Genomic DNA, 13,429 nt, shown 5'->3' with positions numbered 1-13,429 from the left:
CTCACCGGACGAGCACGAGTGCTGGCGGATGCCACGGCACGTGGCCTCGAAATCGAGATGGTCATGCGGCCCGCCGCCGACTCGGCGCTCGAGGCGACCGGATTCGAGCGCGGCACGATCACGCCGCTCGGCAGTTCTACCACCTGGCCCGTCTTCGCCGACGTCTCGATGGTCGGAGGGCGGGTCGCTATGGGGGCAGGAGAGGCCGGCTACAGCTCGTTCGTGGAGGCCGATGGACTCACCGCGGCCTCCGGCGCGACCGGCGCCGACATCACCGGTTGAGTGGCCCAAGCCCGCGTCATGTCCCCTGCCTGAAACGTCACGAACGGTCTTCTGCGTTCGGCGAGACAACAGTTTGTGACGGTTAGCTGCGGTCGACCGAGCCCCGAATAGGGGGCTCGCGAGCTTCGCTCACGTCTCTTTAGACTCAGGGAGATCCCAGCGAAAGGCAGTCCCGTGTCCGAGACAGTGACAATGGCAGGCGGGCCGGCGGCAGGCTGGTACCTCGATCCCGCGGGGTCCGGTGCACTTCGCTGGTGGTCAGGCGCCTCCTGGACAGAGCATTTCACTCCGGTGCCTGAGCAACCTGCGCTCATCGGCGACATAACCTCGACACCCGAGCGAGTCGGAAACCTCTTTGCTCCCATTGCTCCGCGGGTCCTCGAGGCGGCACCGCCGGCATATAGGGTTCAGCCAACGAACCCGAGCGCTCACACCTGGGGTGTGTGGCTGATCGCAAGCGTTGTCGCAGTTGCGGTCGGAGTGCGAACAGCCTCAGGCACGCTGCTCTCCATGGCTTCCCCGCTCGTTGCCCTGGTGACCTTTTTCGCACTCTTCGCGCTCGTGGCATGCCTCGCGATCTGGGACAGCACGGTGCTCCGGGCCCGGGGACTCAATGCTGCCTCCGCGTGGTGGATACTGCTGCTTCCTCCGATCGCCTATTTTGTCGCGCGCCGAGTGGTCCTGAAGAAGCAGGGTATTCGAGCGAATTCTCCCGGCAACGTCTATGTGCTTACGGCCTTCACGGCAGCGGCACTCACCTTCCTCGCGCTCACGCCGATCGCCAACGCCCGGATGGATACCGCGTCGCTCCGCCTGCTCGAACGGCAGGCATCCACCGAACTTCATCGGCAGACTTCGGTGTCTTGGACGGTCAGCTGTCCAGACGGAGCTCCGGTGACGATCGTCGGCTCGAGCTTCGACTGTGCCGCTAGCGACGCCACCGGCCGGGCGGTGCGGTTTACCGCGCACGTGCTGGAGCCGCGGCGGTTTGCGGTCGATGCCCCGGTGCAGCAATAGATGATCGCTCGGGCAGATTTCGCGCAGCCTCCACGCCGATAAATCGCTAGGAACGGACTACAACAGGTCTTCGTCGAGTCGGTGGTTCACCACGGCCTGCTCGTGGTGGCCGGGAACCGCACAGAAATCGCCCTCGCAGGCAGCGGCCGCCGGATCGCCAAGGGGGGTGAGCGGCATACGTGCGGGGATCGTCACTGGCGTGGTCACGGCATCCGTCACTTGATTGCCTCCCGTTCGGTTCGTACCTGTTCGAGCACCTTAGTGAAGGTTGCCGCATCCTGTGCCCCAGAGACCCCATAAGTGCCGTCGATCACAAAAAATGGCACGCCCTGGATGCCGTACGCGACTGCCTGGGCGACGTCGGCCTTCACATCCGCCAGATACGTTTCGTCGGTGAGCACCCGCACAACCTCGGAACGGTCGAGACCGATTTCGGCCGCGAGGTCTGCGAGATCCTCAATACGACCCACATGGCGGCCATCCACGAAGTATGCCTTGAGTAGCCGCTCCTTCATCTCGAGCTGCCGGCCCTCTGACTTCGCGTAATGAATCAGCTCGTGAGCCTTCACCGTGTTGGTCTGGTGCACATGGTCGTAGTCGTAGTCGAGCCCAACCGAAGCCGCAATCCCGGTGACGTTCGCGAGCATCAGGGTGACCTGCTCCACCGGCATGCCCTTGCGCTGGCTCAAGTAGTCGACCGGGCTGCCGTCGAAGTCGACGGGAGTGTCGGGAGCCAGCTCGAAGGAGTGGTACTCGATCTCGACCACACCACCAAAGGCGGCAGCACCCGCCTCGAATTTGCGCTTGCCGATGTAGCACCAGGGGCACTGCACGTCGGACCAGATATCGACCTTGATCGGGGAAGTGGATGCATGAGTCACGCTGGGTGCAACATCAGGCCGGGCGACCTATTCCTTCACCCGGTGAAAAATAAGCCCCCGGGTACCCGTACCCGGGGGCTCACAGCCATTGCTGGCAACGCAGGCAGGAGCGGTCGTCCCGAACGCCCGACCTCCGGCCAGTTCCGAACATATGGGCAGACAGGACCGTCTCTCGCATCAGACGCGCCGATAGATCGACGCTTTTTCTGGTGGCGGTGACTACGCCCCTACGAGTTGCTCGGCGAGATATGCCACGACACGGTCGAGTGAGATGCGCTCCTGGGCCATGGAATCCCGTTCGCGCACCGTAACCGCGTTGTCTTCGAGGGTGTCGAAGTCGATGGTGATGCAGAACGGGGTGCCGATTTCATCCTGGCGGCGATAGCGGCGCCCGATTGCGCCGGCGTCATCGAACTCGATATTCCAATACTTGCGCAGGTCGGCCGCAAGTGCGCGGGCGACGGGCGATAGCTGCTCGTTGCGCGACAGCGGGAGCACAGCGACCTTCACCGGAGAGAGTCGTCGATCGAGGCGTAAAACGGTGCGCTTGTCGACTCCGCCCTTCGTATTAGGCGCCTCGTCCTCGTGATACGCGTCGGCGAGGAAGGCCATGAGCGCGCGGGTGAGGCCAAAAGCCGGCTCGATCACGAAGGGAATCCAGCGCTCGTTCTTGGTCTGGTCGAAGTAGGACAGGTCGACCCCCGAGCCCTCGGAGTGTGTCTTGAGATCGAAGTCGGTTCGGTTGGCAACGCCCATGAGCTCGCCCCACTCGCTGCCGGCGAACCGGAAACGGTATTCGAGGTCGACGGTGCGCTTTGAATAGTGCGAGAGCTTCTCCTTCGGGTGCTCGAAGCGACGAATGTTGCCCGGGGTGATACCGAGGTCGGTGAACCACGCCTCGCAGGCGTCGATCCAGTACTCGAACCATTCGTCGTCGGTGCCGGGCTCGACGAAAAACTCCATCTCCATCTGCTCGAACTCGCGCGTGCGGAAGATGAAGTTTCCGGGGGTGATCTCGTTGCGGAAACTCTTGCCGACCTGCGCGATACCGAAGGGTGGCTTCAGGCGTGAGGTGGCGAGCACATTGGCGAAGTTGGTGAAGATCCCCTGGGCGGTCTCTGGGCGCAAATAGTGCATCCCCTCCTCGTTGTCGACCGGGCCGAGAAAAGTCTTGAGCAGTCCGGAGAAGTTCTGCGGCTCGGTCCACGAGCCCGGCTGCCCGGTGTCGGGATCTTTAATGTCGGCCAAGCCGTTGACCGGCGGGTGACCGTGCTTCTCCTCGTAGGCCTCGAGCAGGTGATCGGCACGGTAGCGCTTGTGCGTGTGTAGTGATTCCACCAGCGGGTCGCTGAACACGTCGACGTGACCGGAGACCTCCCACACGCGCCGGGGAAGGATGACGGCGGAGTCGAGCCCCACGATATCGTCCCGACCCTGCACCATGAACTGCCACCACTGGCGCTTGATGTTCTCTTTGAGCGCCGTACCGAGAGGCCCGTAGTCCCAGGCGGAACGCGATCCCCCATAGATCTCGCCCGACTGAAAGACGAATCCTCGACGCTTGGCGAGATTGATTACGGGATCGAGCGGGGAGGCGTTGGCCACAGGAAACTCCAAATCTCAGCCGCGCTGGATGCGCGGTCGCAGGGCAAAGCACAAGCCTAGTTTGTGCGGCCCGCTCCGACTGCGGCCACCGCGCGCGGCAACTCCCTCGCGACGACGGCCAAATCATCGATTCCGAGGGCCTCGGTGAAGCTGAAACGTACGGCCGTGTGGGCGACCTCCGGGGTGATTCCGATCGCGAGAAGCACTGCCGATGGTTCGTCGCTGCCGGCCGCGCAGGCGGACCCACTCGCACAGATGATGCCTCGCCGCTCGAGTTCGACCACGATCGACTCCCCACTGGTTCCCGCGAAGGTAAACGAGGCATTGCCCGGCAGCCGCGAGGAGGCCGAGCCGGTGAGCCGCGCGCTCGGAACCGCGCAGAGGATGTCGCGGATGAAGCGGTCGCGCGCTTCGGCGAGGCCGACAGTGTTCGCCATACGCGCCTGTTCCGCCAGCTCCAGCGCGACCGCGAGTCCGGCGGCGCCCGCCACATTCTCGGTGCCTGACCGCCGGCCACGTTCCTGTCCACCACCGCGGATGAGCGGTTCGATCGCGATCCGCGACGCGAGGAAGACCGCCCCGACACCCTTCGGGGCTCCGAACTTGTGACCGGAGATGCTGAGGGCATCGACGCCGAGTTTGCGCACATCGAGAGGGAGCGATCCGGGGGCCTGCACCGCATCGGTGTGCATCGCCGCTCCGACCGCGTGGGCGGCTCGCGCGACGGCGGCGATGGCTTGCACGGTGCCGATCTCGTTATTGGCATACATCACGCTCACGAGCGTGGTACCGCTCCGCAGCGCGTCGGTGAGCTCGCGCAGGTCGACCAGTCCGTCGCTGTGCACCGCGAGACGGGTGATCTCGAATGCGTGGAACCGCTCGAGGTAGTCGCAACTCTCAAGCACGGCCGGATGCTCAATCGCGGTCGTCACGATGTGGCGACCACGCGGAGTGGCGAGCGCGATTCCGGTGACCGCAAGATTCGCCCCCTCCGTGCCGCCCGAGGTAAACACGACCTCTGAGCCCCGGCAGCCGAGGACCGCCGCGACCCTGGCCCGGGCATCCGCGAGCGCTGCGGAGGCGGATACCCCTGGCTCGTTGTGACTCGAGGGGTTACCGAACTCCGCGGTGAGGTGGGGCCACATCGCCTCGAGCACCTCGCGGCGAACCGCCGTCGTCGCGGCGGAGTCGAGGTAGATCACGGCTGATCGGGCCAAGGGCCGACCGCGATATCGAGACCGAGATCGAGAGAGTGCACGCTGTGGGTGAGGGCTCCGACCGAGATGATGTCGACCCCACTGCGGGCGATCGCCCCGACGGTGTCAAGGTTCACCGAGCCGCTCGCCTCGATGAGCGCCCGACCAGCGATCAGGGTGACTCCCTCTCGCAGCTGCTCGAGGCTGAAATTGTCGAGCATGATGGTGTCGACGCCCGCGGCGAGCACCGACTCGATCTGGTCGAGACGATCCACTTCCACCTCGAGGTGAACGGTGTGCCCAAGGCGGGTGCGCACCTCGCGCAGAGCCTGGGTGAGATCCCGCCCACCAGCGGTGAGCACCGCAAGGTGATTGTCTTTCGCCATTACCGCGTCCGACAGCGAGAACCGGTGGTTGAATCCGCCGCCAGAGCGCACAGCGTGGCGTTCGAAGGCCCGGAGGCCCGGCGTGGTCTTGCGGGTGTCGACGATGCGCGCGGCCGTGCCGGCCGTCTCGGTGACGTAGCGAGCGGTGAGTGTGGCGATACCGGACATCCGCTGCACGAAATTGAGGCCGACCCGTTCGGCCTGCAGCACAGCGCGCGCCGGGCCGGTCACCGTAGCAAGCACCGCACCGGTTTCGAAGCGCGCGCCATCGTCGACCAATTCAGCCACTCGGATGCGAGCATCCGAGAGTCTCATTGCGGCCGTGAAGACTTCTCCCCCACTGAACACTCCCGGTTCACGCGCGATGAGGCTGGCCGTGGCAAGGGCGCCCTCCGGGATCAGTGACTCCGAGGTGATATCCCCCCACGGGGCATCCTCGGCGAGCGCCATCCGCACGACCGGTTCGATCTGGCTAGACGAGAGCATGACTGGTCTCCTTCGTTGCATGGGGTCCCGGGGCGATGGGGGTGACCTGCACGGTCGAGTGCCGGGCGAAGCGCGGATCCGCCTCTGGATAGTCGTCGCGGAAGTGGGCGCCTCGCGATTCCCGGCGGGCCAGCGCCGCCCCCACCAGGAGACCGGCGAGTTCGAGAAGGTTGCGGTCTTCCAGCGCGGCGAACGAGAGCCCGGATGGCGCGCTCCAGCCGGCGATGCGCGAGCGGGCGGATTCCAGCGCTGGCGCCGAGCGGAACATCCCGGCGGTGTCCCAGAGCAGATGCTGCAATTCGGCCCGCACGAACGGCTCGCCGTCGCTTCCGATCGGATCGCGCAGGACGGTGTCGGGCGCCGGGTGATCCTCTGGCCACGGCTGCCCCAAAGAGTCCACCGATCGCCAGGCGAATACGAGGGACTCGAGCAGCGAATTGGAGGCAAGGCGGTTGGCGCCGTGAACTCCCGTGCTGGCGACCTCGCCAACGGCATACAGGCCAGGCAGGGAACTGCGCCCCCGGAGATCGGTCTCGATACCGCCCATCCAGTAGTGGGCGGCGGGAGTGACCGGGATCGGCTCCCGTGACCAGTCAAACCCGTGGGCCCGACTCACGCGGTCGATGCCAGGGAAGCGCGCTTCGAGGAAGGCGGCACCGAGACCGGTGGCGTCGAGCAGCACTGGCGCACCGTCCTGGACGGCCACCTGGCGAGCGATGCCGCGGGCGACCACGTCCCGCGGCGCGAGTTCGGCATCCGGATGCCAGTCCGCCATGAACCGGCGTCCGGTCGCGTCGAGAAGCAGGGCGCCCTCGCCGCGCACCGCTTCGGACACGAGGAAGTTGCCTGGCACCGCCAGCGAGGTCGGATGGAACTGGTAGAACTCGACATCGGCAAGGCGGGCACCGGCCCGGAAGGCTGCGGCAGCACCATCGCCGGTGGCAACCGCTGGGTTGGTGGTGTGGGCGTAGAGCTGCCCGGCTCCCCCACTCGCCAGGATCACGGCATCCGCTTCGAGCCGACGAATCGCGCCCGCACTATCGACGGTCTCGACTCCGCGTACCTGCCCATCGACGACGAGAAGGTCGCGAACGAAGGTGAATTCGAGGACGCTCACGTTAGAAGCCCGGACGGCCCGCACCAGGGCGCTCTCGATGCCGGCGCCGGTCGCGTCTCCGCCCGCGTGCAGGACCCGCGCGCTCGAATGGGCAGCCTCCCGTCCCCGCGCGAGCAGGCCATTTTCATGGTCGAACTCCACCCCAAGTGCCACCAGGTCGCGGATGCGATCGGGCCCTTCGGCGCAGAGGATCTCGACCGCCTCCCGCGAGTTGAGCCCTGCCCCGGCCGCCAGCGTGTCGTCGATGTGCGCGCCGACACTGTCGTCCGGGAACATCACCGCCGCGATACCGCCTTGCGCATACCGGGTGTTGCTCTCCCCCAGCTCGGCCTTGGTCACGAGGGTCACCGTGTGGGTGCGGGCGGCCCGCAGGGCGGCGACCAGTCCAGCGATTCCGGTGCCGACCACAATTACTCGGGGCGTGACCATGTCAATCCCCGATCACGTCGGCCGGAACCACGGGCGCGCCGGGCTTGGCCGCGAGCATCCGCTCGAGGGCGATCCGGGCGGGGGCGGCTACCCGCTCCGGCACTGTGATCTGGTTGAGCACCTCTCCGCGCACGAGAGCCTCGAGCACCCAGGCCAGGTAACCGGGGTGGATCCGGTACATCGTCGAACACGGGCAGACGACCGGATCGAGGCTGAAGATCGTGTGCTGGGGATGCTGCGTTGCCAACCTGTTGACCATGTTGATCTCGGTACCGATCGCAAATGTCGTCGGTTCGGACGCGCCCGCGATGGCCTTGCCGATGAAGTCGGTCGAGCCGGCGGCATCCGCGGCGTCAACGACCTCCATCGGGCACTCGGGGTGCACGAGAACAGTCACCCCGGGAAACTCGGCGCGCGCCTTCTCGATCTGGCCGACGCTGAAGCGCTTGTGTACCGAACAGAAGCCGTGCCAGAGGATGACGCGGGCATCCGCCAGCTCGGCGCGGCTGTTGCCCCCCAGCGGTTTACGCGGGTTCCACATCGGCATGCGCGTAAGCGGCACGCCCATCGCCTTCGCGGTATTGCGACCGAGGTGCTGGTCGGGGAAGAAGAGCACCCGCTGGCCACGCTCGAAGGCCCACTCGAGCACGGTCGAAGCATTGGACGAGGTGCAGACGATGCCGCCGTGGTCTCCGCAGAATCCCTTGAGGGCGGCGGAGGAATTCATGTAGGTGACCGGGATGACCGGTGCGCGGCCGTCGGCATCCGGTTGCGTTCCGTAGAGCTCGGCGAGCTGCTCCCAGCATTCCTCGACCGAGTCGATATCGGCCATGTCGGCCATCGAGCACCCCGCGGCGAGGTTTGGCAGGATCACCGACTGGTGTGGGGAAGCGAGGATGTCCGCGGTCTCGGCCATGAAGTGCACGCCGCAGAAGACGATCGCCTCCGCAGCCGGGGTGGAACGGGCGGCGTTGGCGAGTTGGAAGGAGTCGCCAATGAAGTCGGCGAACTGCACCACCTCATCCCGCTGGTAGAAATGCCCGAGCACGACAACGCGGTTGCCGAGCGTCTGCTTCGCGGCGTGGATACGGGCGGCGAGCTCGTTGTTGGAAGCGGTGCGATACTCCGCGGGCAGCTGGCCCTGGCGCGGGCTGCCGACCGGGATGATGTCTCCCATCGACGAGCCGGGACCATAGCTCGGCTCGGGCTGGCGGTCGAACACCCACGGGCCGTCGGCGAGGTCTGGGCTGCAGACGGTGCCGGGAATCGCTCCGGTGCGGATGAGCTGGATGGTGGTGTCGACAGAGGACACGGTGGCTCCTTGGGTTCTGAATCGAGGTTTGCGGCTAGGAACGCGTCAACGGCCCGCGGTCGGTGAGTTCGACCGCGCCGTTGTAGCGGTAGAGCTTCGGCGGGCGATGACGCCCACCGGAGAGGTGTTCACCGGTGGCGATGATCGCCGGCGAGGATTCCATTTGGCGCCGGAAGTTGGCGGGGTCGATGGCGCGCCGCAGCACGGCTTCATGCACGTCGCGCAACTCGGCCAGGGTGAAGGTCTCGCCGAGAAAGGCATTCGCGATCCGGCTGTACTCCACCTTGGTGCGCAGCCGCCAGAGGGCGTATTCGACGATGGCGTTGTGGTCGAAAGCGAGCGGCGGGAGGTCATCGGCCGAGAACCAGCGCACGTTCTCACCCACGGCCGCAAGCTGCGCTTCCTCCGACCGCACGAGTGCCCAATAGACGATGGAGACGACCCGATCGCCCGGCGATCGATCGATCCCGCCGAAGGCATAGAGCTGCTCGAGGTAGGTGGGGCTGAGCGCCGTGGTGTCGAGCAAATGGCGCCCGGCCGCGCGTTCGAGGCCTTCGGTCGGGTCGATCGGTCCACCGGGTAACGCCCACCGGCCAGTAAACGGTTCGCGGATGCGACGCACCAGTGGTAGTCGAAGTGACGCCGTCTCGCCCGCGCTGTCAGCCTTGAGGGCGAAGATCACCGTGGAAACGGCGAGGGAGACGAGGGCCGCGTCGTGCTGGGGTGCCCTGGCGTTCATTGTTTTCCCGCTATCCGATTAGTAAGAGTCATTTTGACTCTAACACGCGAATTTGGCGCGATCGGAGCGGTGCACCTGAGTCACTCCTGGGAGTTCGACGCGCTGGTCTGTCGACGCGCGGAACGGGACCGCCATCCGGATGGATCGACCCGGGGGGTGGTGCGAGTTAGCCGGCTGGAGGTCGCACCTGTTCCCGCTCGAACTGGGCGAGGCTGCGCTCAGGCGCGGAGCGCGGCAATCACGGCCGCGACATCCGCCTCGTCGTTCCACAGGTGGAAGGCGGCGCGCAGTCGGCCGGCCCGGCCGGAGGCCCTGATACCGGCCGCGACGAGTTTGTGCAGATCGGAGGCATCCGGATCTGCCCAGGTCACGATCGCCTGGTGCTGCTGCGGGATGCCGAGACCGTCGCAGAGCGCATCGCCGAGACCGCTCGCGTACGCCCAGACCTCCTCGATGTCGAGCTCGGAGAACATGCGGATGGCCGGCTCCGCACCGACCCAGGCCGGCCAGGCCGGCGAGACGTCGAAGGCGCGGGCGTCGGTTGCCAGCGTCATGTGCGGTCCGTAACAGGACTGCCAGACCTGGTCCCCCGCGTACCAGCCGGCCTGGAGGGGGCGCAGCTTCGCCTGGAACCCCTCGCGCAGCGTGAGGAATGCGACCCCCCGGGGAGCGCACAGCCACTTGTAGGTGTGGCAGACGGTCGCGTCGAAGAGCGTGGCGTCCACCGGATGCACCCCGGCGGATTGGGTGGTGTCGCAGAACGTGTACGCGTCGTGGATTTTCGCCGCGGCGACGATGGCCGGGACATCCGCCACCACTCCGGTGGATGACTGGATGTGCGAGAACACGACAAGCCAGGTGTCGTCGGAGATGGACGCGGCGAGGTCCGCTAGCGCAACGGTGCGCACACGGATGCTCGGACGTTGCAGCAGCGGGAACACGATCGACGAGAAGTCGCCGTCCACACTGAGAACCTCGGCACCATCGGGCACGCCCGCCGCCACGAGGCTGGTGATCACCGAGGTCTGCGAGCCGGTGGCGACGCGATCCGGGGTGACTCCAACCAGCCGCGCATAGGACCGTCGCGTGCGCTCGACGATGGCGTCGTAGTCCATCGGATCGCGACGCGCAGCGCCCCAGAGGTCGAGATCGGCCTTCTGGGCGGCGACGGTCTCCCGGGTCGGGATGCCAATCGACGCGACGGCGAGAAACCCGCTCGACGGTTCGAAGTTCGCCCGTGCCCGCTGGAGTTCGGCGGAGAGAGCGGGTCGCGTGGCGGTCGTCATCATCCCAGCATGACGACGGATCAACTATGCGACAAGAGCATACTTTTGATGGAACCAATAACATCGAGTTATGACGCTCTCTTTCGATCCGCAACTCGACCTGCAGACGATCCGGATCGTGCGTGCCATCGCCGATGCCGGCACCATCACGGGAGCCGCTCGCCTGCTCGGCTACAGCCAGCCCGCCGTGAGCCAGCACGTGCAGCGAGCCGAAGCCCGCCTCAATCTGCCGCTGGTCACGCGCGTGGGTCGCTCGGTGCGCCTCACCGAAGCGGGTACGGTGCTCGCACGCCACGCCCTTACAATCGCCTCGGCCCTCGAGGCGGCATCCGGAGACCTCGCCGACCTTGCCGGGCTGCGCACGGGAACGGTGCGCCTGGCGGCCTTTCCGACCGCGTCTTCGACGATCGTGCCCCGCCTGCTCGCGGCCATGGCCGTTGAGCACCCCGGGGTGCGGGTCAACTACGTTGAGGCGCAGCCCCCGGAGGCCGTGGCGATGCTCCGGGAGGGCAGTATCGACCTCGCGATCACCTTCAGTTATCCCGGGGACCGTTCCGACCCGCACGTCGACAGCGCCAACGGGCTCGGATCCGAGACGCTGTTCACCGAAGACACGGTGGTGGTGCTCCCGACGGGGCATCCCCTGGGCGACCAGCACGTGGTGGACCTCGCCGGGCTCTCTGACGAACGCTGGATCGCCGGATGCCCGCGCTGTCGTGGGCATCTCCTCGCCGTGTGCGAACTCGCCGGCTTCGCCCCGGCGATCGCCTTCGAGACCGACAATGCCATCGCGGTGATCAACATGGTTGCGAGCGGCCTCGGCGTGGCCATGCTCCCGCGGCTTGCGCTGGTGGCCGCGGCGGTGCCGCCGGGTGCGGTGATCCGCTCCCACACGCCGGCCAGCGCGCGGAGCATCCACCTGATCGCGAACGAAGGCGCCCGGCGGGTGCCGAGTCTCGCGGCGACCAGCCGCGTGCTGCACGGACTCAACGGAAACGACTGGGGCTTGGTCGCCGTCTAGCTACCGACGCTCGCGGGTGAAGCCGTGGACGCCTTCGATGATCCGCAGAGTTTCGAGGGCGCCTCTTGGATCGACCGGCAGCGCTGCACCGTCGCGGATCGTGGCCGCCACACCGGCATAGAACCCCGCGTAGTGCCCCCGTTCGGTCGGCACTTTCGTCAGCGGGAACTCCCCCGAACCGGTGATTCCGACAGTGCCCCAGGTGTCTTCCGGCGCGGCCCCGAATCTCTCGTCGGTGGGTGATCCCCCGGCCATGAGAGCGGGCTCCTGGGTGTCGAGCCCGTAGATCGTGAAGGCGGATCGATCGCCGAGCACCCGAAAGCGCGGCCCGTTCTGCCCGGCGAAGCGGCTGATGGTGAGGTGGGATCGCGTCCCGGAGGCGTGGAGCAGCGAGATGAAGGACTCGTCGTCGCTGACGCCGCCCTTTCTCAGGATCGAGAGCTCGGCATCCGCAATGGTCGCCGGGCCGAAGAGAAGCAGCGCCTGGTCGATGAGGTGACTGCCAAGGTCGAAGGTGATGCCCGCCCCCTGCGCGCTCGTCGTGGTGTCCTGCCAGCGGTCGCGCAGGCCGGGAGACCAGCGCTCGAAGGTCGACTCGAAGCGGTGAACGGTGCCGAGCACGCCCTCGGTGAGAAGCTTCTGCACGGTGAGGAAGTCGCCATCCCAGCGGCGGTTCTGGAAGACCATCAGCGGTCGACCGGCGGCCTCCGCCGCCGCGATGAGCTGTTCGGCCTCGGCGACGGATGCGGCAAACGGCTTATCGACGACGACCGCGGATCCGGCAGCAAGCGCGGCGAGACCCTGCTCGAGGTGGGCGTGTCCCGGGGAGGCGAGCACCACGAGGTCGAGCCCGCGCTCGATGAGTTCGCCGGGGGTGTTGACGGTATCGATGGCCGGATGCTGCGACCGGGCCACCGCCTGGCGGCCGGCGTGGCTCGTGGCGACGACCTCGAGCGAAAACCGGGGGTTCGCGGCGATGAACGGCGCATGGAAGATGCGGCCGGAGAGCCCGTAGCCGATGATTCCGGTGCGGATGGGGGTCTGGTCGAGAGGTGGCGGGTCGATGGTGCTCATGAGCCCAGAATATCGGCCGCCGGGAATGCTCCAGACGGAGGCGGGCGCCGGAGGTGGGCGCCGGAGGCGGGCGCCGGAGGTGGGCGCCGGAGGTGGGCGCCGGAGGTGGGCGCCGGAGGCGGGCGACACATCGACGGCGCGGCGGGAGATCATCACCCGCGGTATCCAGCCCGCAGACGGGACCGATGCTCTCCTTCCGCGATCCGGTCCACTGCCCCGTGCGCGTTGTGGTCGCCGGCGTGACCGGGGTCGGCAAGTCGACCCTCGCCCGCCGGATCTCGGATGCCCTCGACCTGCCCTCCCCCATCGCCGTCTCCCGGGTAGTGCGCCGAACGATCATCCGCAGCCGCACGCAGCGTGAGCTGTGGAACGGAAATACCGAGCCGGGGCTATGGCATGCACTGGTGAACCGGGAGGGAATCATCCGCTTGGCCCTGGCACACCAGCGGTCGTATCTCCGCTCCGTGCCGCTCGCGGCTCGGGAGCATCCGCACCTTCAGGTCGTGAGGCTGCGGACCCAGCGTGCGGTCGAGGCGTGGCTCGCCGGGCCGCTCGCAAAATCCTGCTAACCCACTGCACTCCGAAAACGCAGGAGATC

14 protein-coding genes are annotated in these 13,429 nt (G+C 66.9%); 4 read left to right on the top strand and 10 right to left on the bottom strand.

Annotation, left to right across the window (positions count from 1 at the left end):
- Positions 1-18: 18 nt before the first annotated feature.
- Positions 19-282 (top strand): YbaK/EbsC family protein, encoded by a 264-nt coding sequence (locus tag RCH11_RS02160; protein ID WP_442788985.1) that lies wholly within the window; start codon positions 19-21, stop codon positions 280-282.
- Positions 283-456: 174 nt separating this feature from the next.
- Positions 457-1,299: a DUF2510 domain-containing protein gene (locus RCH11_RS02155; RefSeq protein WP_327055336.1), complete on the top strand. Its 843-nt coding sequence runs from the start codon at positions 457-459 to the stop codon at positions 1,297-1,299.
- A gap of 57 nt (positions 1,300-1,356) precedes the next feature.
- On the opposite strand, the gene RCH11_RS02150 is transcribed toward RCH11_RS02155, so the two are convergent.
- From RCH11_RS02150 to RCH11_RS02110, 9 genes are all read right to left on the bottom strand, one after another.
- Entirely contained in the window at positions 1,357-1,518 is a 162-nt protein-coding gene (locus RCH11_RS02150) for a hypothetical protein (RefSeq protein WP_327055335.1), read from the bottom strand.
- Positions 1,515-2,180: a DsbA family oxidoreductase gene (locus tag RCH11_RS02145; protein ID WP_327055334.1), complete on the bottom strand. Its 666-nt coding sequence runs from the start codon at positions 2,178-2,180 to the stop codon at positions 1,515-1,517. Before RCH11_RS02145 ends, RCH11_RS02150 begins: the two co-directional genes overlap by 4 nt.
- A gap of 219 nt (positions 2,181-2,399) precedes the next feature.
- On the bottom strand, positions 2,400-3,785 hold the full coding sequence (locus tag RCH11_RS02140) for a glycine--tRNA ligase (protein WP_327055333.1): 1,386 nt from the start codon (positions 3,783-3,785) through the stop codon (positions 2,400-2,402).
- A gap of 56 nt (positions 3,786-3,841) precedes the next feature.
- Entirely contained in the window at positions 3,842-4,987 is a 1,146-nt protein-coding gene (locus tag RCH11_RS02135; RefSeq protein ID WP_327055394.1) for a cysteine desulfurase family protein, read from the bottom strand.
- Positions 4,984-5,853 (bottom strand): carboxylating nicotinate-nucleotide diphosphorylase, encoded by an 870-nt coding sequence (gene nadC / locus RCH11_RS02130; protein ID WP_327055332.1) that lies wholly within the window; start codon positions 5,851-5,853, stop codon positions 4,984-4,986. Before nadC ends, RCH11_RS02135 begins: the two co-directional genes overlap by 4 nt.
- On the bottom strand, positions 5,840-7,399 hold the full coding sequence (gene nadB / locus RCH11_RS02125) for an L-aspartate oxidase (RefSeq protein WP_327055331.1): 1,560 nt from the start codon (positions 7,397-7,399) through the stop codon (positions 5,840-5,842). The genes nadC and nadB overlap by 14 nt, the downstream gene beginning before the upstream one ends.
- Before the next feature lies 1 nt (position 7,400).
- Entirely contained in the window at positions 7,401-8,711 is a 1,311-nt protein-coding gene (nadA, locus tag RCH11_RS02120) for a quinolinate synthase NadA (RefSeq protein WP_327055330.1), read from the bottom strand.
- Between the two features lie 34 nt (positions 8,712-8,745).
- Positions 8,746-9,450, bottom strand: a complete 705-nt coding sequence (locus RCH11_RS02115; protein WP_327055329.1) for an NUDIX hydrolase — start codon at positions 9,448-9,450, stop codon at positions 8,746-8,748.
- A gap of 218 nt (positions 9,451-9,668) precedes the next feature.
- On the bottom strand, positions 9,669-10,739 hold the full coding sequence (locus tag RCH11_RS02110; RefSeq protein WP_327055328.1) for an aminotransferase class V-fold PLP-dependent enzyme: 1,071 nt from the start codon (positions 10,737-10,739) through the stop codon (positions 9,669-9,671).
- 67 nt (positions 10,740-10,806) lie between these two features.
- On the opposite strand from RCH11_RS02110, the gene RCH11_RS02105 reads away from it, so the two are divergent.
- Positions 10,807-11,757, top strand: a complete 951-nt coding sequence (locus RCH11_RS02105) for a LysR family transcriptional regulator (protein WP_327055327.1) — start codon at positions 10,807-10,809, stop codon at positions 11,755-11,757.
- Here RCH11_RS02105 and RCH11_RS02100 read toward each other — a convergent pair whose 3' ends face one another.
- Complete coding sequence (locus RCH11_RS02100) at positions 11,758-12,831, bottom strand: Gfo/Idh/MocA family protein (RefSeq protein WP_327055326.1); 1,074 nt, start codon at positions 12,829-12,831, stop codon at positions 11,758-11,760.
- Positions 12,832-13,016: 185 nt separating this feature from the next.
- Between RCH11_RS02100 and RCH11_RS02095 the strand changes: the two genes are divergently transcribed.
- Positions 13,017-13,400: a hypothetical protein gene (locus RCH11_RS02095; protein ID WP_327055325.1), complete on the top strand. Its 384-nt coding sequence runs from the start codon at positions 13,017-13,019 to the stop codon at positions 13,398-13,400.
- The last annotated feature ends 29 nt before the right edge of the window (positions 13,401-13,429 follow it).

The sequence above is a fragment of the Glaciihabitans sp. GrIS 2.15 genome (assembly GCF_035984695.1).
Classification (GTDB): Bacteria; Actinomycetota; Actinomycetes; order Actinomycetales; family Microbacteriaceae; genus Lacisediminihabitans.
The sequence above is the reverse complement of the archived record's forward strand: the minus strand, read 5'-3'. Positions and strand labels throughout refer to the sequence as shown.